This is a genomic window from Ulvibacter antarcticus (genome assembly GCF_003688405.1).
Classification (GTDB): Bacteria; Bacteroidota; Bacteroidia; order Flavobacteriales; family Flavobacteriaceae; genus Ulvibacter; species Ulvibacter antarcticus.
In genome coordinates this window covers 321971-347358 of sequence record NZ_REFC01000014.1, presented here as the reverse complement: position 1 = coordinate 347358, position 25388 = coordinate 321971, and the positions used below count along the sequence as shown (strand labels likewise).

General features: G+C 36.1%; 18 protein-coding genes. 2 read left to right on the top strand and 16 right to left on the bottom strand.

Going from position 1 to position 25388, the window contains the following annotated elements:
* Positions 1-31: 31 nt before the first annotated feature.
* Positions 32-3457, bottom strand: coding sequence for a methylmalonyl-CoA mutase family protein (locus BXY75_RS13200; RefSeq protein WP_121908235.1), 3426 nt, complete (start codon positions 3455-3457; stop codon positions 32-34).
* A gap of 200 nt (positions 3458-3657) precedes the next feature.
* Between BXY75_RS13200 and BXY75_RS13195 the strand changes: the two genes are divergently transcribed.
* Both BXY75_RS13195 and BXY75_RS13190 read left to right on the top strand, forming a co-directional pair.
* The gene (locus tag BXY75_RS13195; protein ID WP_170152896.1) at positions 3658-4566 is read left to right on the top strand and encodes a T9SS type A sorting domain-containing protein; all 909 of its coding nucleotides are present in this window, start codon (positions 3658-3660) and stop codon (positions 4564-4566) included.
* 96 nt (positions 4567-4662) lie between these two features.
* On the top strand, positions 4663-5370 hold the full coding sequence (locus BXY75_RS13190; RefSeq protein WP_121908233.1) for a DUF4197 domain-containing protein: 708 nt from the start codon (positions 4663-4665) through the stop codon (positions 5368-5370).
* On the opposite strand, the gene BXY75_RS13185 is transcribed toward BXY75_RS13190, so the two are convergent.
* From BXY75_RS13185 to BXY75_RS13115, 15 genes are all read right to left on the bottom strand, one after another.
* On the bottom strand, positions 5367-6134 hold the full coding sequence (locus tag BXY75_RS13185) for an ABC transporter substrate-binding protein (RefSeq protein ID WP_121908232.1): 768 nt from the start codon (positions 6132-6134) through the stop codon (positions 5367-5369). The two genes, BXY75_RS13190 and BXY75_RS13185, sit on opposite strands and share 4 nt — an antisense overlap.
* A gap of 99 nt (positions 6135-6233) precedes the next feature.
* On the bottom strand, positions 6234-7055 hold the full coding sequence (gene pyrF / locus BXY75_RS13180) for an orotidine-5'-phosphate decarboxylase (RefSeq protein ID WP_121908231.1): 822 nt from the start codon (positions 7053-7055) through the stop codon (positions 6234-6236).
* 72 nt (positions 7056-7127) lie between these two features.
* On the bottom strand, positions 7128-8204 hold the full coding sequence (prfA, locus tag BXY75_RS13175; protein ID WP_121908230.1) for a peptide chain release factor 1: 1077 nt from the start codon (positions 8202-8204) through the stop codon (positions 7128-7130).
* Positions 8205-8333: 129 nt separating this feature from the next.
* Entirely contained in the window at positions 8334-8726 is a 393-nt protein-coding gene (locus BXY75_RS17025; RefSeq protein ID WP_147437283.1) for a hypothetical protein, read from the bottom strand.
* Positions 8727-9114: 388 nt separating this feature from the next.
* Positions 9115-10293 carry an AIR synthase related protein gene (locus BXY75_RS13165; protein WP_121908228.1) on the bottom strand — a complete coding sequence of 393 codons (1179 nt, stop codon included), beginning with the start codon at positions 10291-10293 and terminating at the stop codon, positions 9115-9117.
* Between the two features lie 86 nt (positions 10294-10379).
* On the bottom strand, positions 10380-11897 hold the full coding sequence (locus BXY75_RS13160; RefSeq protein WP_121908227.1) for a carboxypeptidase-like regulatory domain-containing protein: 1518 nt from the start codon (positions 11895-11897) through the stop codon (positions 10380-10382).
* Positions 11898-11899: 2 nt separating this feature from the next.
* A complete protein-coding gene (locus BXY75_RS13155) occupies positions 11900-13324 on the bottom strand; it encodes a CsgG/HfaB family protein (protein ID WP_121908226.1) in 1425 nt (474 codons plus the stop codon).
* A 9-nt stretch (positions 13325-13333) separates the two neighbouring features.
* A complete protein-coding gene (locus BXY75_RS13150; RefSeq protein ID WP_121908225.1) occupies positions 13334-13732 on the bottom strand; it encodes a curli production assembly/transport component CsgF in 399 nt (132 codons plus the stop codon).
* 98 nt (positions 13733-13830) lie between these two features.
* Positions 13831-14520 (bottom strand): CsgE family curli-type amyloid fiber assembly protein, encoded by a 690-nt coding sequence (locus BXY75_RS13145; protein WP_170152895.1) that lies wholly within the window; start codon positions 14518-14520, stop codon positions 13831-13833.
* 123 nt (positions 14521-14643) lie between these two features.
* Positions 14644-15156: a hypothetical protein gene (locus BXY75_RS13140; RefSeq protein WP_147437282.1), complete on the bottom strand. Its 513-nt coding sequence runs from the start codon at positions 15154-15156 to the stop codon at positions 14644-14646.
* Positions 15157-15471: 315 nt separating this feature from the next.
* Complete coding sequence (locus BXY75_RS13135) at positions 15472-16698, bottom strand: hypothetical protein (protein WP_121908222.1); 1227 nt, start codon at positions 16696-16698, stop codon at positions 15472-15474.
* Between the two features lie 60 nt (positions 16699-16758).
* Positions 16759-18111: a hypothetical protein gene (locus BXY75_RS13130; RefSeq protein ID WP_121908221.1), complete on the bottom strand. Its 1353-nt coding sequence runs from the start codon at positions 18109-18111 to the stop codon at positions 16759-16761.
* Positions 18112-19008: 897 nt separating this feature from the next.
* Positions 19009-20391 (bottom strand): hypothetical protein, encoded by a 1383-nt coding sequence (locus BXY75_RS13125; RefSeq protein WP_121908220.1) that lies wholly within the window; start codon positions 20389-20391, stop codon positions 19009-19011.
* Between the two features lie 740 nt (positions 20392-21131).
* Positions 21132-22637, bottom strand: coding sequence for a hypothetical protein (locus tag BXY75_RS13120; RefSeq protein WP_121908219.1), 1506 nt, complete (start codon positions 22635-22637; stop codon positions 21132-21134).
* Positions 22638-22881: 244 nt separating this feature from the next.
* Complete coding sequence (locus BXY75_RS13115; RefSeq protein WP_121908218.1) at positions 22882-25353, bottom strand: hypothetical protein; 2472 nt, start codon at positions 25351-25353, stop codon at positions 22882-22884.
* Positions 25354-25388: the final 35 nt, after the last annotated feature.

Genomic DNA, 25388 nt, shown 5'->3' with positions numbered 1-25388 from the left:
CTAAAATACAAATCTAAAGATGTCTTGAAAATTACATATTTCTTCGATACTGACCCCCTACTTCGAACAAAGCAGAAGTAATTTGCCCTAAAGAACAAACTTTGGTTGCTTCCATCAACTGTTCAAAAATGTTATCGTTATGGATGGCCGCATATTGAATTTTCTCAATAGCTTGCTCAGTTAACGATTTATTTCCCGAATGTAGATTCTCCAGCGTTTGGATTTGGAATTGCTTTTCTTCCTCTGTTGCACGTATCACTTCCGCAGGCAGAACAGTTGGTGACCCGGTACTACTTAAAAAAGTATTTACACCAATGATTGGAAATTCACCATTGTGCTTCAAAGTTTCATAATACAGACTTTCCTCCTGAATTTTGCTGCGTTGGTACATGGTCTCCATGGCTCCCAATACACCACCTCGCTCAGTAATACTATCAAATTCTTTTAAAACCGCCGTTTCAACAAGATCTGTAAGTTCTTCAATAATAAATGATCCCTGAATAGGATTCTCATTCTTGGCAAGTCCAAGTTCCTTATTGATGATTAACTGAATGGCCATTGCTCGACGGACACTCTCTTCTGTGGGAGTTGTAATAGCCTCATCGTATGCATTCGTGTGTAAAGAGTTACAGTTGTCATAAATTGCATATAAAGCCTGTAAGGTTGTTCGTATGTCATTAAAGTCAATCTCCTGCGCATGTAACGATCGTCCCGATGTTTGAATGTGATATTTCAACATCTGTGCTCTCGGATTAGCTCCGTACTTTTCCTTAAGTGCCTTCGCCCATATTTTTCGTGCTACTCTTCCAATCACCGAATATTCCGGATCGATTCCATTACTAAAGAAAAATGAAAGGTTCGGTCCAAAATCATTGATATCCATGCCACGGCTCAAATAATACTCCACATAAGTAAAGCCATTTGACAAGGTAAACGCTAATTGTGTAATAGGATTCGCACCTGCTTCAGCTATATGATATCCGCTAATTGAAACAGAATAAAAATTGCGCACCTTCTTTTCTATAAAATACTCCTGAACATCTCCCATTAATCTCAAAGCAAATTCCGTAGAAAAAATACAGGTATTTTGCGCCTGATCCTCCTTCAGAATATCTGCCTGCACAGTACCTCTAACCTGCATCAAGGTATCAAACTTTATTTTAGTATAGACATCCAAAGCTAATACCTGATCACCAGTCACTCCTAAAAGCATAAGCCCTAAAGAATTATTGCTCTCTGGTAATTCCCCTTGATAGGTAGGTCGTTTTACCCCTTTTTCCTTATATATTTCATCAATTTTCGCCGAAACTTCCTTTTCTAGTCCATTTTCAGTGATGTATTTTTCACAATTCTGATCGATGGCAGCATTCATAAAAAACCCTAAAAGCATCGGTGCCGGGCCATTGATAGTCATACTAACTGAAGTCATTGGATGACTAAGATCGAAACCGGAATACAATTTCTTGGCATCATCAAGACAGCAAACAGAAACACCTGCATTCCCAATTTTTCCATATATATCCGGTCTGTGATCCGGATCGTTACCGTATAAAGTCACACTGTCGAAAGCAGTAGAAAGTCGTTTTGCAGGTAAGCCCATACTCACATAATGAAAACGCCTGTTGGTACGCTCTGGTCCTCCTTCTCCTGCAAACATTCTTGCTGGATCTTCCCCTGTTCTTTTAAAGGGATATAGACCTGCCGTATATGGAAATTCTCCCGGAACATTCTCCTGAAGCGTCCAATGTAAAATATCGCCCCATGCCTTATATTTTGGCAGCGCTACTTTAGCGATCTGAGTATGAGATAAGGATTCGGTATGAGTATCAATTTTTATCTCCTTGTCTCTCACTTTAAAAGCATAGATCGGATTTTTATATTTATTGACTTTTTCTTCCCAACCTGTAATTACCTCCCAATTGTAAGGGTCCAGATTTAGTTTTACACGATCAAATTCGCCCAAAAGAAGTTTGATTAGATCTTTGTTTTCTTCGGAAGTGGTCACAGTTTCATTCGCGATTCCTGCTTTATCCAGCTCAGGCATTTTTCCGGAAACTGATTCTATTGTTTTGAATATTCCGTATAATTTTTGCGCGAATTCAGCTTGATCGCTTGCTTTTTTATCGTAAGCTCTGTTACTTTCTGAAATTTCTGAAAGATAGCGTGTCCGTGCCGGCGGAATAACAAATATCTTTTCAGACATTTCATCCGAAATCACATAATCACTTTTTAAATCTGAAGCCGTTTTTTCCACTATTTCATCCATAATGGCCTTGTACAGCTTATTCATACCCGGATCATTAAACTGTGATGCGATAGTACCATACACAGGTAAATCATCCTGATGCGTTTCCCACAATTGATGATTACGCATATACTGTTTCTTCACATCTCGTAACGCATCCAATGAACCGCGTTTATCAAATTTATTGATGGCTACCAAATCGGCAAAATCCAACATGTCAATTTTTTCCAATTGAGTTGCCGCTCCAAATTCAGGAGTCATAACATAAAGTGAAACATCACTATGCTCTATAATTTCTGTGTCACTTTGCCCAATTCCTGAAGTTTCCAGAATAATAAGATCGTATTCGGCCGCTTTAAGCACCTGGATAGCCTCCTCAACATATTTAGATAAGGCAAGATTACTTTGTCGAGTCGCCAAACTACGCATATAGACACGAGGAGAATTAATGGCGTTCATTCTAATTCTATCTCCCAGTAAAGCTCCGCCTGTTTTTCGTTTCGATGGATCGACAGAAATTAAACCAATTGTCTTTTCAGGAAAATCGATTAAAAATCTTCGAACTAATTCATCTACCAATGAGGACTTCCCTGCTCCTCCAGTTCCAGTAATACCTAGAACTGGCGTCTTAGTTTCTTTATTTTTTTGATGTATCTTCTGAAGGGTTTCCCTGGCAATTTCCGGAAAATTTTCGGCTGCCGAAATAACTCTTGCAATGGCACCCGGTATTTTTTCTGAAAGCTTATCTAACTCACCATTCAATTTATCACCAATCGGATAATCCGAAGTTTTTACCAAATCGTTTATCATTCCTTGAAGTCCGAGCTCCCGCCCATCATCAGGTGAATAAATTCTGGTTATTCCATAGTCCATTAATTCTTTGATTTCCGAAGGCAAAATAACACCACCACCACCACCAAAAATCTTGATATGTTCTGCGCCTTTCTCCTTAAGTAAATCGTACATATACTTAAAGTACTCGTTATGTCCTCCTTGATAAGATGTCATCGCTATTGCATTTGCATCTTCTTGAATAGCAGTATTTACAACTTCTTCAACACTTCTGTCATGTCCTAAATGAATGACCTCCACACCAGTGGATTGAATAATACGACGCATTATATTTATTGCTGCGTCATGACCGTCAAATAAGGAAGCGGCTGTTACTATTCTCACTTTATTAACAGGGATGTAAGGAGCTTGTTGTTGCATCTAATTTTACTTTAAACTAATGAGGCACAAAATTACGGAAATCCTAGTAAAATTCCATCTCTGTCGGGATATTAGATTACAACCAAAAAATTAGAATACCTTTTATGTTTTTTCATATTTTTTTTGTATATTGCAATCTATTATTAAACAATTAAAATCTAAACATTATGAAAAAAATTTACTTTTTAGCTGTTGCAGTTATGGCGTTTACTTTTGCTGCTAATGCTCAATTTGCTCTCGACGACTTTGAGGCATACAATCTAGGACAAATGGGAACTCAAGCTGCTCATTGGGACACATGGTCTGGAAATCCTAATACTGGTGAAGATATTACAGTAGTAGATATTGAAGCTCAATCTGGTTTTCAATCAGGTTTAGTAGGACCAGGTGGAGGTTCTCCAGAACAAGATGTTATCTTGAACTTAGGAAATAAAACTTCATCAACTTGGACTGTAAAATTTGCAATGTTCATCCCTACTGGAAAAACTGGTTATTACAATTTACAAGGTCAACTTGAGCCAAATGGTGGAGCTGGAAGTGGAGCTGGTGTATTTAATTCTCCAAACTTAGTATTCAACAATACTCAGGCTGCAAATGGTGCTCCTGGTCTTGGTGGTGCATATCCTAATGTAACTGATCCTGATCCAACGTATTCTTGGGCTTACCCAGAAAACGCTTGGTTTGATATTGAAATTTTCTACGATGTTACTAACTTAACATGGCAAATGAAAGTTGACGGTGTAGATGTACCTGCTCAACCATTTGATGCTGATGCTACTGTAGGTGGTATCGACTTTTATGCAATCGACGCTAACAATACATTCTATATAGATGATGTATTATATGTTGAAGGTGCAATTGGAGCTACAAATGATTTCGCTGCAGATAATTTCAAAGTTTATCCAAATCCTGTACAAGACATATTAAACATTAGCTCTAAAGTTTCTGTTGATACTGTTACTGTATATGATGTACTTGGAAAAGTTGTTCTTCAAGCTCAACCAGGAGTTATTTCTCCTAAAGTTGACATGAGTGCACTTTCTTCTGGAGCTTACTTGGTACAAGTAACTATCGGAGATGCTTCTAAGACTATCAAAGTTATCAAATAAGAATATTAATTTCTTATTTATATAAGCTAAAGACCCTTCTTACGAAGGGTCTTTTTTTTATCTTTACATTCTGAAAAAATCAATAATACCACTACCATGAATTTAAAAAAGATCGCCTTAGTTTGTTTATGTTTTATCTCCGTTTCCTGTGCCGAACTTCAGCAGGTAGTTAATACGCTCCCAAACGGACAAACAGGAACTGGAATTGATATTGCAGCAGGATTAAGACAAGCACTTGACTTTGGAATCGATAAGCAGGTTACCAAACTCACGCAAAAAGGTGGATTCTATAATAATTCTCTCGTAAAAATAATGCTGCCGGAAGAGCTCCAAAAAGTAGACAAGACGTTGCGTGATATTGGATTGGGATCCTTAGCAGATGAAGGCCTTGAAGCAATCAACAGTGCTGCAGAGAACGCCGTAGGTGAAGCTACCCCTATCTTTGTGAATGCAGTTAAGCAAATCACCTTCAATGATGCTAAAAATATCCTCCTTGGCTCAAATACAGCTGCAACATCCTATTTAGAAACTAAAACTTCTAGCGTACTCTACACCAAGTTTAATCCTGTGATTAAAAATTCATTCTCCAAGGTAGGAGCAGATCAGATTTGGGCAAATATTATTAACAAGTATAACTCCATCCCTTTTGTGAATAAAGTAAACCCGGATTTAACAGATTATGTGACTTCAGAAGCTCTTAAAGGGGTGTATAAAATGATTGGAGTGGAAGAGCAACAAATTCGAACTAATCTATCTTCACGTACAACGACATTATTGCAACAGGTATTTGCACTTCAGGATTAATGCAAGCTTTTAAAGTAAATAAATGAATCCTTTAATCTTGATCCATACCAGCTAAAATATTCTCCATCAACTAAAAGCACCTTGCATTCAAGTGTGTTCTGAAGTTCTACAACATCACTTTGTTTAAAAGGAAATGGTTCAGTTGAAAGCAACACCAAATCTGCTTTTTTAAGATCACTTAGTTCGACCTCCGGATATCTAGACAGTGGATCGACATCTATATTTTGAAAATGATTTAACTGAAGGAGTTCATTAATAAATGTCTGCCTACCAGCTATCATAAATGGATTTTTCCAAATGAGATAAGCGACCTTCATTTTTGGCTTATCCTTTATAAATTCTGAAAAAAGCCCCAATTTACTATTGATTTGACTAGATATTCCTAAAGCTTTTTCAGAAACTAAGAAAATCTCCCCTAGCATCTTTATCATTTCCAAGGCATCTTCAATCGTGTAAATATCACTTACCCAAACCGGTGAAATTTGAGAGCACAATGCTACAATCTCCTCTGTGTTCTCTTCTTTATTACAAATTATTATATCCGGGGATAATTCTTTTATTTTCTTAAAGTTTACATTTTTAGTGCCTCCAACAATCTTTGTAACTTTCCGAAGAGAAGATGGATGCACACAAAATTTAGTGATACCTACAAGAGCATCTCCTAAACCCAAATCGAACAGTAATTCAGTTTGCGAAGGCACCAAAGACACAATTCGCTTAGGCACTCCTTTAAGAGGAACTATTCTGTTAAGTTGATCTCGCATCCTTTTTATAATAGAAGTATTTTATTGATTCAAGGATAAGTGGACAATTTCTAAAGGTCTTTTTTATATGAAAGTTGCGATACTCAATACGCACACAATTTAAGTTAGAGTAGACAATATCTTTTCCATTTGCAATTGCAATTTCTTAGCTTCAATTGCTGCCGCCTTATCAAAATCCCTCTCGTTTGAAGCGTAAAGTATTCCACGGGATGAATTAATAAGCAATCCAACATCCTTGTTCATACCATATTTGCAAACATCTTCCAAATTACCACCTTGAGCCCCGACTCCAGGCACAAGTAGAAAACTATCAGGTACAATTGCCCTGATTTCTGTGAGATACTCGGCTTTAGTAGCACCTACAACATACATCAGATTCTGTGAATTTTCCCATTGCCTTGATGTAGCAAGCACTTTTTTATAGAACTCAGTTCCATCAGTCAATTTAGTCTGAAAATCGAAAGCACCTTCGTTTGAAGTCAGGGCTAAAAGAATGGTATGTTTATCAGGAAAACTTAAAAATGGTTCCACCGAATCTTTACCCATATAAGGTGCGACAGTTACGGAGTCGAAGCCTAAATCCTCAAAAAAAGCCTTGGCATACATTCTAGAAGTATTACCAATATCACCACGTTTCGCATCGGCAATAGTATAGATTTCCGGGAAATTAGAATTGAGATATTTTATTGTTTTTTCAAGTGCCTGCCATCCTTTTATCCCATACGCCTCGTAAAATGCCGTATTTGGTTTATAGGCAACAGCCAGATTTTGAGTTGCATCGATGATGGCTTTATTAAATTCGAAGATTGGGTCCTCTTCATTTAATAAGTGCTTCGGAATTTTTGCAAGGTCAACATCCAGACCAACACATAAAAAAGATTTTTTTCGATGTATTTCAGAAACCAGCTTAGATATTTTCATTTGCTATTTATAATTTATCGCTCTTTTTCCCAAACTTCAAAGAAACCGTAATTCTACAGTTTTCATAATCTACTAGAAAGTCTCACCCGATTCTTTTAGTTTTTCAGTATTACTCACCAATTGCAATTCATCGATTATTTTTTGGATATCCCCATCGATGATGTTACTAAGATCATAAAGTGTTAATCCAATTCGATGTTCTGTAACTCGACCTTGTGGATAATTATAGGTTCTAATCTTTGCACTACGGTCACCACTTGTAACCATTGACCCTCTTTTTATAGCATCCTCAGCTTGTTTCTTCGCCAATTCGAGATCATATAATCTTGATCTCAATACTCTAAAAGCCTTGTCCTTATTTTTATGCTGCGACTTTTGATCTTGACATTGTGCTACAAGTCCAGTGGGCAAGTGTGTAAGTCGAACGGCAGAATACGTTGTATTCACCGATTGTCCTCCCGGTCCTGACGAGCAGAAAAAATCGACACGCACGTCTTTTGCCTCAATTTCGACATCAAATTCTTCAGCCTCCGGAAAAACCATTACAGTGGCGGCACTGGTATGCACACGACCTTGTGTTTCGGTTTGAGGAACACGTTGTACACGATGCACCCCTGCTTCAAATTTCAATGTTCCGTATACATCATCTCCTTCAATTTCCATCTGGATTTCTTTAAACCCACCACTAGTACCTTCACTAAAATCGATTACGCTTGTTTTCCAACCTTTACTTTCACAGTATTTTGTATACATTCTAAATAAATCGCCGGCAAATATACTCGCTTCATCTCCTCCTGTTCCTGCACGAATTTCCATCACCGCATTCTTTGCATCTTCAGGGTCTTTTGGCACCAGTAAAAATTTAATCTCATCTTCTAATACAGGAATTCTTGATTTAGCCTCATCCATTTGCATTTTAGCCATTTCCACCATCTCAGTATCACTTCCATCCGATAATATCTCCTCAGCTTCTTCTATGTTGTTAGTAAGCTCGATATACTCTTCGCGCTTACCCATCAAGATCCTGAGGTCCTTATATTCTTTCGTTAGTTGTACGTATCTTTTTTGATCAGTAATAACATCTGGCTGAATGATAAGATCGCTAACCTCATCGAACCTTTGTTTTACTATTTGAAGCTTTTCTAACATAAATTATAGTATCAATATACCTTCTCAACAGGCAGATGCAAATTTACGATAAATAAGACAGTTTCGTCAAAAGCCTAAAGAAATCTTCAGAAAGGGAAGCAACCTATTTTGAGTTGATTTTAAGTGATGTTAAAACAACTTCTGATTCAATTTTTCAACGTCCTTTTTCCCTAGTAGACAATAATGAACCAATAGACACATGCTAAGCAATAATAATCCTCGAGCAATATGTATTGATGCAATTCCGAATGCGATATCGTAATATGCAATTGCCCTAAATACTTCAGCAAAAATAAAGGTGAAGACAAATAGAACAAATACCAAACTTGCTTTTGAACTGTAGATATAATTATATAGAATCGCTAAAAAGCCCAGAAATACAAAACTCATTGCGCTGATAAGAGTAAATACGTAGTGCGTACTGCTAAGAGTCAGTTCCCGTATCATCTGAACAAATTCATATAATAAGTAACCGTCAATCAAAACCATAACTACAAATATCACAGTTAGAAGTGTATTCATCTTCCGGAAATTGACCTTTGGTGCCACGGCATTTATTAAGACTAATGATGATAATAGAAATAGAATCATCGATATAATTGCCAACCAGTTGCTTTCATATCCAATGGTTGCGAAACTCGATAAACCACTAATAAAAAGAAATAAAAAAATTAAGGAATGTATCTTTTTACCTTGAAATACATATAACAAGCTCAAAAACGACATATAAATTAAGCCTCTAATCAATCTATATGTTAAAAAATCCCCTGTTGAGTGAACTATAATACCTAGCACAAAGAAAAATATTGAAGTAAAAATTAATATTTTTTTATACTGCTTTCTTAGGAGTAAACTCTTTGCTGTAGCCAAATTTATTTTATTAAAAGAACATTTTAAATCCTCAGTCTAATTAATACTCAAACACTCCAAATTCACTTTTAATGGTGAGCTTTTTCTCTTCTGAAGCAGCTACCCTCCCAATTATCTGCGCTTTTATATTAAAAGATTCAGATATCTCTATAAGATCTTGGGCAATATTCTCAGGAACATATAATTCCATTCTATGTCCCATATTAAAGACCTTATACATTTCCTTCCAGTCGGTTTTACTCTCTGCCTGTATAAGACGAAATAATGGTGGAACCTCTAATAGATTATCTTTAATGATGTGAAGCTTGTTTATGAAATGTAAAATCTTAGTTTGTGCGCCGCCACTACAATGCACCATTCCGTGAATATCGGTATTTGAATACTTCGATAGTATTTTTTTAATAACTGGAGCGTAAGTTCTAGTCGGTGACAGCACTAATTTACCGGCATTTAAGGGAGTATCCTTAATATTATCTGTTAATTTCTTTGTGCCGGAATAAACCAAATTCTCCGGTACCGATTTGTCAAAGCTTTCAGGATAGGTATTTGCCAGATATTTTGAAAATACGTCATGACGTGCCGAAGTTAGCCCATTACTTCCCATACCGCCATTATATTCAGTTTCGTAGGAGGATTGACCATAAGAAGCCAAGCCAACAATGACATCGCCCGCCTTTATATTTGAATTATCAATGACTTTACTTCGTTTCATTCTTGCGGTAACTGTAGAATCCACAATTATCGTTCTTACTAAATCCCCCACATCTGCAGTTTCCCCACCAGTTGAATGAATACTTACACCATAAGCAGCAAGCTCTTTTATTAGTTCTTCAGTTCCATTTATGATTGCGGAGATCACCTCTCCAGGAATAAGATTTTTATTTCGGCCAATAGTTGAAGACAGCATGATATTATCTACGGCACCTACACAAAGTAAATCGTCAATATTCATTATTAGCGCATCCTGAGCAATACCTTTCCATACAGAGATATCTCCGGTCTCTTTCCAATACATATAAGCGAGTGAAGATTTAGTACCTGCACCGTCTGCATGCATAATAAGACAATAATCGTCATCACCGCTTAAGTAGTCAGGTACGATCTTACAAAACGCTTGCGGAAATAGACCTTTGTCTACATTTTTTATTGCATTATGAACATCTTCCTTTCCGGCAGAAACTCCTCTTTGGGCATAACGATCTGATATTTCTTTACTCATGACTGTATCTTAATAGTGCAAAAATACATAATGAAAAAACGTCCCAAAAGAATAGGACGTTTTTTATGTATATATGTTTGTTTAAATTAATCCCAGTCTGGCATTGCTGCACCTGTAAACAAAAGATCTTCCGCTTTTGAACCATCCAATGTAATAGTATAAATTGCAGGGACAGCAGTTAAGTTATTGTTCTTTCTAGTAAATATAACTGTTCCTTCTGCTGGTGAATAACGAGGATATAGGTCATTCTGACCAGTTACAGCTTCAGAATCTAAAATGGATTCAGTGCCGCTCGCTAAATCGAACTGATACATTCTACTTTCGATTATTCTATAATTCGAATTTTGACTTTGACTATCATCTTTAGTGTAAAGTACGGTTTGCCCATCGAAAGAAATGTTTATTCCTCCAATCGCACCAGGCTCATCTTCAAGAACTAATTGGTCTTCAACGCCAGTACCGGAGGTAATATCCAGAGTAAAGATACGAACATTGTATCCATTAATGTCGTTGGTTTTTAATACGAGTAAATTCTCATTAAACTGAGGAGTATCTACTTCAGAAATTAATGAACCATCAGTCGTTTGAAATACCAATGTTGCGCCTCCAGCATCCGGATCAATTCTATATAATTTGTCGAAATTTGGATAGTACAATAACTGACCATCGGTCGCCCAACAAAAATCTACATAATCATCTCTAAACCCTTTTACCGGTCTACTATTCGTAATTTGATCAACTTCAGTACCATCATAATTCATGGTAAACAATTGGGTATTTCCGCCCACGGTCCTTAAAAAAGCGATTTTCCTCACGGTTGAATTTCTTCTTGGTCTAAAACTGTTCTGATTTTCGCTGGTAAGTTGAATAAGATTCACATCTGTATCTCCCTCTTCGCCAATATCGCCTGAATAAATGACACTATTGTTATTTACCGTTTTTACTAAGAGTATAGGGTTGGTCAATTCTGTTAAAGTAGTAAACTCGGATACAGGCGAAACTACTGGTTCATTGATATCGTCTGAAACGGTAACTTGCCAGAAGTAATTAGTAGCCAATTGAAGGTTTTGAACTGTAACAGTTGTATCTGATTCTGTTTCGAATATTTGAATTTCATTGGTATTACCATTTCGTAATTCCATACTGTAGGTTAGATCGTCTTCGTCCTCATCTATAGTTGTCCAGATAAAATTAACCGTGAAACCTAATTCTGTGGCATTATCTGGCGGAAATAATAAGGTCGGTGCGAGAGGTGGAACATTATTCGCGAGAGATTTTACAAGTTCAAAGACTACGTTAGTGACATTTGAATCTGTTACATTGGCCGCCTGAAATTTTGCTATGTACTCATCTAATGAAGCTTGAACCGAATAATCACCTGAGGCGACATTATCGATTTCAAACTCTCCGTCTGCATTAGTAAACACTGTATTTGTAGCAGGGGTAGTAGTAATTTTTACATTTGCTAAAGGTGTATTTTCGCCCTCTTCCACAACAGTTCCACTAATAATACCAATACCATTTTCATTAAACCCTTCTTCAGAACAAGAAAAAAGCGCTGTTACAAAAAGGCAGTACACACATATTTTTAAAAATCTTTTCATCTTTATTGCTTTGTTTCAAGTTGTTTAACTACTGTTTTAGTAACTCTGGTTCTTCCGAAGTAATAATTAACCCCTACACCAAAGCTGTAATAATAATCGTCTCTTTTACCACTTTCAATTAAGTCAATTTCATCTGAAAATGTAAAATTGCTTTCTGCAAATGCCTTAACATCGAAGGTATCCGATAATTTAAATATGACTCCAACACCAGCCTGAACTTTAGGTGCTGGGGATACTCTTGGTATTTGGTTAAATCTCTTATCTAAATCTAGTAAATAACCAAATCCAACATAAGCGAACGGGGCCAAATCGTCATACGGCAACATATTGTATTGTGCATTAAGGGTAATGTCTGCAAATTCTTTTTCAAAAGACTGTCCGGTCTTAAACCTTAAGTACGCACCTTCCAGCTGTAAACTGAGATTCTCTGAAATAGTTCGTCCAAAACCAACCGAGGCTCCAAAACCAAATCGTTTTTTTGCATAATCCCCATTAAACAATGGCGATATACCAGCAACAGATATACTATTTTTAGCTTCACTAACGGTTTGTGTTCTGTCGTAAAGAAGCTTGGATTCTTCAAATGCTTTCTCTTCCAGATAACTATCAACCAGTTCTTTGTCTTTTTGCGGTCCATCTTTTGTCGACCATAATTTATCCTGGATTCCTTCAATGATAAGAGACTCTACAGATTTTTCGATAGCATCTTTTAAAGCTAGCTGAACAGGTTCATTCTTAGTATAACCGGTTTCAGCTTCAAGAAGTCTCTGAAAGTTCACATATTTGAACAAACTCACATCTACTGCCTGTGATAAGATTGTTTTAGAAATATAAACAGTTTTTAATATACGCCCATTCGATGTTGAAACGGCACGTAGATAAACGGTAATACGATCTTCTCTATACTGAGTAGACCCTCCTACTCCAAAATATCGTGCTCCCAAACCTCCAGTCAATATGTTACTATCATAAGAAACAACTCCTCCTTCTAACAAAATACCCGCATATAATAATGGAGGTAAATTGGGTTCGTTGGGATTCGAGTTCTTTCTATATTCGTCACGGGTGGAACGAATTATATTCCGTTCACTTAATAAATTTCCTAAATTTTCACGTTCAATTGGTGTGAACCATTTAGAATCTTCAAGCGCCTTTACCAAAATTGTAGTGGCTCCTTGAGAGACAGCGGTACTAAAAGTACTACCCGTTTCTGCGCTTTTATACTGTCCGGTTTGATCTTTGAAGTTATAAACCCCTACAACCACTGGTTCCATTGGCAGAGGGAATTCTTTTAATATGGCACTCTTAGGTGTTAGTTCTCCTGTTCTGGCATCCTGTTGAGTTACAGGTTGATTAAAGTATGTCCCACAACTAGACGCTAAAAAAACAGTAACCAATAAAGAGACAATTTTGTAATATGAACGCATATGCAAGTTTTAAGGGTTGGGAACTATAATCTGTGTTTGCTCTCCAGTATTAGTATCTAGAATATTTATAACTAATCCTTCTGCCGATTCGTAAATTTCGAGCGATAGAGTTCCAAAATTAAAGGTTCCTGGTTGTAGTCCGTCTCCTAACTGGGCATCGAACAAGCCTCTCGAAAGTTGACCTAAAATTTGTCGGTTCAAGTTTTCGGAAAATCTGTCCAATTCACTTCTTTCATCATCTTGTGCTTCCGGATCTTTAAATGAATTTTGGGCATTTGCAGCAGCAAGTAGCCACTGATGGTTGAAAGTATCTCCCCCAAAAGCGGGATTTATTGCTTTATATACAAGCTGCTGTCCAAAGCTGGTATAGGCAATCATACAAAAGACTATGGATATAATTGTTTTCATCTGTATAATATATTTAATAAAAAATAATTTGGAATGTCCAAATTACTAATTTTAATTGCTTTTTTTAAAAAGATAAGTCGTTTCGCAATAACTCTGCATCAATAACGCTTCACCACTTGTCCCTGCTTTTTCAAATAATTGAAGACGTACCGCATTGCATACCTATTCATTTCTTTTAAATAATCTTCTTTAGGTCTTAAGAAAAACTCAAAGACGGTCTCTCCTTCAATCTTCACTTCAAGTTTCGTGTTTCTACCTAATGCAAATACTTCTTTTATAGTAATAATTCTATTACTGTTTATTTCATTTTCCCGATAAGATTGATAAAAAATCTTATAAAAATCACTACCAGGTTTTGTTTTGGTCTCTTCAACTACAATTCCTCTTAAAACCACACCATCTTCAGCATCTGAATTAACATCGCGAGAAGTTGCATCTGTAAAACCTTTATCAGACTGGTCTATAAAAGTTTGTAACTCAATGGCATCCGGATCATTTCTAGTTGGATCATCATTAAGTACTATTCTATCTTTTCCTAAGATGCTATCATCTGTATCAAATATCAGCAAAAGAATTATTATTCTTGCAGGATCTTCGGAATTTATTGTGCTTTCGGAGAGATTTATCTTTGTATTTGCGGCTAAAACAAACCTTCCAGTCTGGTCTTTTTTAACCTTATCTTTGGTTAAAGGATCTTGTCTTATTACGGAGAGTACATATCGAAGACTTTGATTGATCTCGCTTCGATTGAAAGCTGAACCTTTTACTTCGATAAATTCATTGTTCATTTCTAAATTAATTTCTGCTTCAACAACGGAATTATAAATTTGACCGAAGCCACTTGGAGAGAAGAGCAGCGAAAGTAAACAGAAGCATATTAACTGTCTTTTAAAAAGGGGCATTATAGGATTTTAGTTAAAATTTCTTACGATCACTGATTGACCATTACCTTGCATAGAAATTTTTAGGTTTTCTGAAATGGAATTATCACCATACCAGACTAAGTTTTGACTATTGCCACTTTGTATGATTTCGCCCTTATGGAAATCAAGTTTGGCATTGTTAAAGTTAAGAACAGAATGATTATCCCCGTCTTGAATTACATTTTGTTCAATGCGATCTGCGCTTAAACTCACATAGACATCATTATTATTTCCTCTTTGAAAATAATTTATATCACTACTGTTTGAAGAAGTTTTGGATACGATTGAATTATTGTTACCGGCCTGACTAATAAAGACAGAATTTCTGGAGGTACCGTTTTGTTGTACCTGATAATTCTGAGTCGATAAGTAGTTATTCTCAGCTTTGTTACTCTGGAAACTATTTGTTTCAGAAGGTGTGTCTGTATATGTTTGGGAATAAGAAGTTGTAAATGCAAAGAGCATTAAACTAGCACATAATAAGCGGGCTATTGTTTTCATTTGTTTAGACTTTTTATTAATAGTAATATTCCTGTTTTTGACTAGGAATTTCAATTTAGATATTTAAGGTTTCAGATCTACTTAAAGCCCCGAAATACCTTACTTATTCCTTAGGTTGCATTAAATTAAGACATTTATAAGTATCAGGCAAGTAATTCCGAAGAATTAACTATAAAATAGGGGGAAAACCCCTTTTTACTACTTGTACTTTATGTCATTTTTTAAAACAAGTATAAGAGCAGGGAAAACCGTGCTCTTATACCGTTTTATAAGTAAGAATTAAAAACTTAATCCTTACAAGTATTACTTATACTCTTAGTTACTTTGAACTACAGTAGAAGTATTGTTGTTACCAATTTGACTAACAACACTGTTGTGGTTGTTTCCAGTTTGGATCACACCACTAGAGTTTGCATTTCCGTCTTGAAGTACATCACTAATGTTGTCAAAACCAACTTGCTTCACATCACTAAAGTTAAAGTTACCATCTTGAAGAACTGTACTGTCGTTGTTAGTTCCAGATTGAAACACACTACTGTTGTTAAGAAGACCAATTTGATCTACATCACTAGTGTTGTCATCACCTTGTTGAGATACACCAGAACTGTTGTTGTTTCCATTTTGGAATACATCAGAACCGTTATTGTCTCCATTTTGATTTACCAATGAATTATTAGCATTTCCAACTTGTCCAACATTAGAGAAGTTGTTATCTCCAGTTTGAAGTACAGCAGATCCGTTAAATAAACCTACTTGTTGTACTAATGAAAAGTTAGTGTTTCCAGTTTGTGCAACATAACTAATGTTGTTGTTACCAGTTTGTAAAGTAAGCGCATAGTTGTCGTCACCAGCTTGATCGATAGTACTAGTATTATCGTCACCGTATTGACCAGCACCAGCATAGTTGTTATCACCATTTTGGTCGATATCTCCACTGTTGTTGTTACCTATTTGCTCAGCTTGTCCAAAGTTGAAGTTTCCATTTTGGAAAGTGTTAGCATCATTGTCATTACCTGTTTGCCAGATATCAGAAGTGTTGTTTCCACCACCTGAACCATAACCTTGGTAAGTTTCAGCGTTGTTGTTGTTACCTTGTTGCTCAGTATAAGCATCGTTAGTATCACCCCACTGATCTACATAACTATTGTTATCGTTTCCGTTTTGGATAGTTTCGTTAAGGTTAGAATCCCCATCTTGCCATACAAAAGAATCGTTGTCGTTACCATCCTCATCAACACTAGAAGTGTTGTTGTCTCCAGATTGGATTACTTGAGAATCGTTACCGTCACCTAATTGGTCAACACCAGAAGTGTTAGAATCTCCAAATTGATCTACATCAGAAAGGTTTGTAACACCATCTTGATCAACATCAGACATGTTTAGATCTCCTGTTTGATCAACATCAGAATCATTGGTCATACCAGTTTGAGTTACCATTGAACCGTTTCCAGATCCTGTTTGTGTAACTGAACTAGTGTTTCCTTGTGCAAAGACTGCTGCTCCACACATAAGCGCTGCTGCGCATAACATTACTTTTTTCATAATTTTAAAAATTTAGTTTGGATTAATATTTATTTATTGATTTAATTACTTACTTATTTATTAATTGTTTTGTAATACTACAGAACCGTTGTTGTTTCCAATTTGGTTTACCATACTACCGTGGTTGTTACCATTTTGCTGAACATCACTATCGTTCAAGTCACCTTGTTGGTTAACAAGACTGTCATGTTGGAATCCAGTTTGGTATGTATAAGAGAAGTTACCATCACCTACTTGGTCAGTATCAGAATTGTTATCATCACCTACCTGAGCAGTATACTGTTGGTTACCATCACCTGTTTGATCTACATCACTAGTGTTGTTGTCACCAAAATATCCTTGGTATACTTGAGAAATGTTAGCATCTCCACTTTGACTTACACTACTAGTGTTAGAATTACCTAGTTGACGAGTATCTGAATAGTTATTATCACCAACTTGGGTAGTACTAGCATCGTTCAAATTCCCTTGAGCTTCTGTCTTAGAATAGTTATCATCACCTACCTGATTGGTAAAGGCATCGTTAGAATTTCCATTTTGGTCTACATCAGACTCATTATCGTCTCCTGTTTGTCCAACATAACTGTCGTTATCATCACCTGTTTGATCCACATCTGAATCATTCATGTCTGCACCACTGGCAGCATATTGATCCACGTGAGAACTATTTCCATTACCAGTTTGAGTAACACTACTCATGTTATCATTACTCATTTCAAATCCACCACCGAAATCGAAACCTTGGTGTACAGAAGAGATGTTATTATCTCCAGTTTGTAACATAGTACTCATATTCCCGTTACCTAATTGGTATACTTGAGAATAGTTACTGTTACCTTCTTGATCAACATCAGAGTTGTTCATATCTCCTTTTTGCCAAACATCAGAGAAGTTTGCATCACCACCTTGTTGACGAACATCAGAAAGGTTATCATTACCTATTTGATCTACATCACTAATATGGTCATTAGTATTTTGGTGTTGCCAAACATCGGAGTCATTGTTGTTTCCGTCTTGGTTTACATCACTCATACTATTATTACCCCATTGGTTTACATAAGAATCATTGTCGTCTCCGTCTTGATTCACTGTACTTTCATGATCGTCTCCGTCATTCCATACAAAAGAGTTGTTGTTGTCACCATTTTGAGTCACCGAACTAAGGTTATCATCACTAGTTCCAAGCGTAAATGTCAATTGATCAACATCAGAAGTGTTGTCGTTTCCTGTTTGATCAACTGTAGAGCCATTATTGTCTCCTGTCTGATCCACATCAGAATCGTTCATTGAGCCAACTTGACTTACTCCGGAAGAGTTCCCCAATCCGGTTTGAGTTACAGAGCTTGTATTGCCCTGTGCAAATACTAATGATCCACACATTAGTACTGCCATACTTAATATTAATTTCTTCATAATTTAAAAATTTAGTTACAAATTCCGTTAAACATATATAGTTGAAAATATATACTCATATTTCAAAAAACCAGGCGATACATCGCACTGCGTATTATGTGGGGAAGTATTGAATTTTTTATTTTGATAGACTCCTATTATGGATGGATTCAAAATATGCGCGGGGAGGCGCTTTCAATCTTATTGAACTGGTTTGCTGTAGTTCAATTTTATGTGTAGGGGATAAACTCATTTAGCACTTTAAATAGTCATAAATAGACTTGCTTCATAAGTTACTTTGGGGTATTTATAACTTTTACTTGAGGAGTTTGTAATTCAGAAATAAACCTAATTACCTCTCATTTACATGTCAAATTTGCAACAAAACTTTGAATAAAACTATACGTGCAAACACGTAGTACACTTATATTTAATCATTTGTAGGAATTTTCTTATTAACGCTTTTAACTTAATCAGTTGTAGGAAAAAAAAATCAGTTGAACTACCTGTTTTTGAGTAAAATGCCATATGTTAATGTTTTGTTAAAATTTAAATTAATGTTGAATACGTATTACACTTAGTGTCCATAATAGCAGGATGTTGCGCGTTTATGGTCGTATTGTCTAAATGTAAGAATAATCTTCAACGCATAGGGAACCTAGTATATCGATAGGAATTAATGAAATTACCTCTTTTATCTAAAATTCCTACAAAATATTGACTTATTACCTAAAGTAGCTCTATATGAATGTGTCGCTTTACCTAGGTTTTATGTAATAGACAGAAAGGCAACCCAACTGTTTATACTCAAAATTAACAAGAGCTTATAATTCATACGATTTTACCTACGAAAAAAGCATTGATTCCAAAGAACCAATGCTTTCTATTTTTATAGTGTCTAAAAATCCTTAGATTTAGTTAGTTACTCTGATTCACATTCGAATTATTGCTATTCCCATTTTGGTCTACATCACTTATATGATTGTTTCCATTTTGGTTTACAAAGCTATTATTCAAATCCCCCACTTGATCGGCTGTACTTAAATGCATATCTCCAGTTTGAAAAGTATTGCTATTATTCAAGTCACCTGTCTGATCCTGAGTGGATGTATTATCATCTCCCGCTTGAGAATTGTATGCATTATTGTTATTTCCATTTTGCACGATATCGGAGTTATTATTATCAGATCCTCCTGCATCTCCATACTGATCAATATGGGCATTGTTCAAATCACCAACCTGGCTAATCGAAGCATCGTTGTTATCATTATTTGCAGCTCCGGTAAACCCTTGATGCACTTGTGATGTATTTGAATTACCTATTTGAGATTCATTAGCGATATTGTTATTTCCTCTTTGTCGTGTATCACTGAAGTTAAAATCACCCACTTGAAAAACATCAGAATCGTTATTGTTTCTACGTTGAATCGTATAATTAACGTTCGAATTTCCAATTTGAGTCATATCCGACTCGTTTATATTACCTCTCTGAACAATGTCACTAAAGTTATCGTTCCCAACTTGATCCATATCCGAATCGTTATTGTTTCCTCTTTGTATTACTCTAGTTCTGTTATCATCACCAAGCTGATCTGAAATCGATAAATTCGCATCTCCCACTTGTCGAACATTACTTCTGTTACGATCTCCATCTTGCAATTCGCTGGCAAAATTAAAATCTCCATTTTGACGCATACGAGATCTGTTGTCGTCGCCAGATTGATCTGTATAGCTTTGGTTGAAATCTCCTGTTTGATCTGCATTGGATCTGTTACGATCACCATCCTGGAAAACTGTAGTAATGTTATTGTCACCAATCTGATCTTGAGCAGAGCGATTGCGATCTCCAACTTGGTTGTTATACGCAATGTTTGCATCTCCATCCTGAAGTATAGCTGATCTGTTGCGATCTGATCCTCCGGCATCACCATATTGATCTATATGACCATCATTAAAATTTCCATTCTGACTTACGGATGCCCGGTTTCTATCGTTTTCTGATGCACCAGCTCCAAAGCCTTGATGAATAGACGCGCTGTTAAAATCACCTGTTTGAAGAACATCTCCTTCATTTCTGTTTCCTAGTTGATCAACATCATTTGAGTTGAAATCTCCAATCTGATCCACATCAGAATCGTTCCTATTCCCAACTTGATCGACGGTAGAACCATTTGTCGATCCTGCCTGTAGAACATTCGACTGATTTAAATTACCTGTAGAATTTACGCTACTCGTGTTAAACTGTGCGAACAATGCGGCGCCGCAAAATAACATCGACACACTTAATAATAGCTTTTTCATAATCCCCTAATATTTAGTTATAACTTACTGTGTTAACTTAAGTTTCTATTTATTTCAATCCAGTTAAGGATACTTTGTTTTTAGTAATTAATTTAAGTTTGTCATCCTATTTTCCTGACTTATAAAATTTACGCAGGATTGCTCAAGTGGGGAAAGAGCCGCTTATTGATATTTAATATTTTGCTTAGTTTCTTAGTTACAAATACTGAATTCATTCAAGTAAATATTATAACTTTATTGTTGAGGAGAAATAACTCAGCACCTTTTTCAGTGTCAAATTATAAGTCAAATATCCAACAAATGTTTCTATTATACTATACGTGCATACACGTATGGCGTTGAAATTTATAGTATTTGTAAGTGGTTTCGTAATGAATTATCCCCGAATTTAGATTAAACGCTAGCTTTATAAGTCAAAGAACTCTTACAGCCTGAAGTTCTAAACGTTAAATTTTCATTTATTTTCTAAAACCTGCTTCAATAGACTAAAATTCAATGATTTAGAGTGAGATTTATTTCAATTTTTCTCTTCGGAAAGAATTATGCACTTACAAATTAATCATTGTTCGCTTCAGACGATTCTACATCACTAAGTATGCAGCGCTATTATTTCTTGCTTCAGTTACTTCCGAAGCATCAACCACTATGCGACCATTTCCGAAGAATAAGCCAAAAATATAAAGGGCACCTTTAAAAGATGCCCTCTACCTATTCAACTTATTTAGTAACCAAACTAATCCTTAATTCTGGAATACAGTTGAACTGTTATTGTCCCCTAACTGATTTACAAAACTAGTGTTGTTGTTTGTATACTGTTGGGTATCACTATCGTTATTGTTCCCTGTTTGTAGAACTTGACTATAGTGTTGGAATCCTTGCTGCCAAGTGTAAGAAAAGTTACCATCACCAACCTGATCTGTATCTGAATCGTTATCATCTCCAACCTGAGCTGTATATTGTTGGTTTCCGTTACCTGTTTGATCTACATCACTTAGGTTATTGTCACCAAAATATCCTTGATACACTTGAGAAATGTTGTTGTTTCCATCTTGATCAACGGTACTTATATTTGAATCTCCTAACTGACCAACATCTGAATAGTTATTATTTCCGTGTTGTTCAACATCACTGAAGTTTAAATCACCATCCTGCAACATATACGATTGGTTATTATCACCATCTTGCCAGTTGTAAGCGAAGTTTAAATCTCCAATTTGTTCCATCTCCGAAATATTAAAGTCTGAGTCATCAATTACATTGTAATGCTGATCGATATGACCGAAATTAGAGTTTCCTGTTTGGATAATAGAAGCAGAGTTAAAATCATTATTAAGACCTCCAACGAAACCTTGATGCACTTGTGCGTCGTTATTATCTCCTGTTTGCTCAACATTAGATATATTGGCATCACCTACTTGCAAAACTTCCGAATCATTAATATTCCCAGTTTGGTTTACTGCAGATATATTCATATTTCCATCCTGATCAACAGTGCTAATGTTTAAGTCACCGATTTGCCCTTGAAAAACAGTAGATATGTTCATATTTCCATCTTGATCTACATCACTGTTGTTGGAATCACCCCATTGATCGACATAAGATATATTCATATCCCCGTTCTGATCTACATCACTGATGTTGTTGTCTCCACCAAATCCTTGAATTACAAATGAATCATTCATATTACCGTCTTGGTCCACAATACTGTTATTATTAGTACCTCCTTGTAATACTTCAGATATATTCATGTCTCCACCATGCTGATACACATAAGAATCATTTAAAAGACCTACCTGTGTCACCTCACTAATGTTCATATTTGAATACTGAAAAGTCTCAGATTCGTTGTTGTTCCCAGACTGAGAGACATCGCTAATATTGGCATCACCCCATTGATCGGTGTAATTGTAGTTATTGTCTCCGATTTGACTTACAGTACTGTCGTTATTATCACCATCTTGCCACACGAAAGAATAGTTCAAATTACCGGTTTGGTCCACATCACTTGTGTTACCATTACTAGATGGTCCTTGCAGAACTTGAGATTCATTTAGAATTCCGTCCTGGCTCACATCAGAGTCATTGTTGTCACCTAACTGATCTACATCTGAATCGTTAAGTAATCCAATTTGTGAAACAGAAGAGGTGTTTCCACTCCCTACAGTGTTCACGTTGCTCGTGTTAAATTGTGCAAACATCATAGTTCCACACATTAGTGCTGCTGCACTAAACATCAATTTTTTCATAATTAAAAAGTTTTAGTTAGAAATTGTTTTAATTCTCTTTTATTCTGAAGAGCAGGGAAATTCTCGGAGCTAAAAGAAAGATGAGACAAATCTATACTGAATCTAATACTCTGGATATTAATTATGTAACAAACTATAGGAATAATGTATCAAACCAAAAAAATGCACGATGTTACAATATTCATATTGCATATAACATCGTGCATTCCAAAACAACATGAAATATTGTTCTGTTTTATGCTAGTTAGTTTTGTATATCCATAGTGTTTCCGTTACCTGTCTGATTTAAGTTATAAACCCCATTATTTCCATTCTGCATAACATTCATTGCATTACGATTTCCATTTTGCGACATCGTTGTTAAGTTCTCATCGCCGTTTTGTTGCAATGTAGATGTATTCCTGTTTCCTTCTTGTAACAAGTCGGCATTGTTGGCATCTCCAGTTTGTGAAACATTACCATCGTTAAAATTGCCACGTTGAACTATGGCAATTCGGCCACCACCACCACCACCATACGAAGAATGAGTCGCTTTATTCGAATTTCCAATTTGCTCACTTACTGTAGTATTCCCATCACCAATCTGTGAGATAAACAATTCATTATTGTTTCCTTCTTGTATAGCTTCGGAAGAATTGCCGTTTCCATTCTGACTTATTTCTGCCGTATTATGGTTGCCAGATTGAAGCAGTATTGCAAAATTTGTATCTCCCTGTTGTTGCATGGTTGCAGTATTTGAGTTGCCAAAACCATAAACCTCCATGGTTCCCTCTCTACCTGCTTGATCTGTAGAGGTATCATTATCATCTCCCAGCTGAAAAACATCTACTGTATTATCTCCACCCGATTGGTTTACATCTACTACATTCCTTTTTCCTTGCTGTACAACATGTGCTGCTTCATGAGCAACTAATTCACCATTACGGCTTCCTTGTTGAATGGTACCTGTATTAAAATTACCCGCTTGTGTAAATTCAGCGTCATGACCATCTCCGTATTGAGAAATCCCTCCTATGTTATTATTACCATTTCCCTCATAAAGCACACTACTCCCATTATTTCCGCTTTCCTGATACATTGGATTAGAATTTTTATTACCTCTTACACTCATATTTGTAGTATTATGGTCACCAATTTGTGTCACCTCTGCTTCGTTTCCATCTCCAACAATAATAGCGTTCGAAGTATTATTATTACCAATTTGTGTTGTAGCAAGAAAATTATCATCTCCTTCATATTGATTATAAATATCATTGTTGTTCCCTAACTGCACTCCGGGATCTCCTTGTTTATTACTTTTTAAGACCTCTACTCTTCTTCTATTACTATTACCGGTTTGAGTGGTTGTGATAGTATTTTCGTCACTGTCGTCTAAAGTGGTCTCCGCAACGTTGTCATTTCCCGATTGGGAGATCACATTGGTATTAGAATTACTAAATGTTCTAAATAAATAAGGAGTAGCTTTATCAATTCCTCCTCGATTTCTTCTCCCGTTCTGATTTATTTCTGAATAGTTATCGTCTCCAATAATTGAAATACTACCCTGATTTCTTCTTCCATCTTGAGAGATGATGTCAGTATTACCAGAACTACGACCTAATAAAGGTGTAGCCTTATCAATTCCTCCTCGATTCCTGTTCCCGTTTTGAGTGATTCTAGAATTATTGTTATTACCATTTTGAACAATATTTGCCACTCCGTCGTTACCGGAATGCCCTATATTATTAGTATTGTTATTACTCTTTGGTGAACCTGCAGCACTTCCAATACTGGAAGTATTACGATCGCCTTCCTGCTCAATTGAAGAATTGTTATCATCTCCTATTATAGAAATTGTTGCAACGTTATCATCTCCCGAACTTCCTAAATTGTCACTATTCCCACTACTTCTATACAGCAATGGCGTGGCTTTATCAATTCCTCCTCGATTCCTATTCCCGTTTTGAGTGATTCGCGAAGTATTATCGTCTCCATTCTGAACGATGTAAGACACACCATCTTCACCTGAAGAACCTAAATTACTGACGTTGTTATTACTTTTTGGTGATCCGGAGGCACTTCCAATACTGGAAGTATTGCGATCACCTTCCTGCTCAATAGATGAGTTATTATTATTTCCTACTATGGTAATAGCCGCAACGCCATCTTCTCCCGAGTGACCAATATTGTCACTATTCCCACTACTTCTATACAACAATGGCGTGGCCTTATCAATTTTCGATCGGTTACCATTTCCATTTTGAGAAATTCTTGAAGTATTGTTATTCCCATTTTGATCGATATATGAAACACCATCATCACCCGAGGAACCTATATTACTAACATTGTTATTACTCTTTGGTGAACCTGCAGCACTTCCAATACTGGAAGTATTACGATCGCCTTCCTGAATTATTGAAGAATTGTTATCATCTCCAATTAGTGAAATATTGGCGGTATTGTCGTCACCTGTTTGGGAAATATCATTGACATTGCGATGGCTTTTGTATAATAACGGACTACTCTTGTCTATAGTAGCATCATTGGAAACTCCATTTTGTGATATTGACGAATCATTATCGTTACCATTTTCAATAACATCGAAAGTATTATTTTCTCCCTGCTGTTGGACGGTTAATTTATTCCGATTTCCTTGCTGATCTGCAGTACCTTGATCCTGTGCGTAAATAAAACCACTAATTAATAGTGCGGTCACGCCTAAAAAAACATTTTTCATAATGATATAGTTTTAAGATTTATACTAAATTGAGA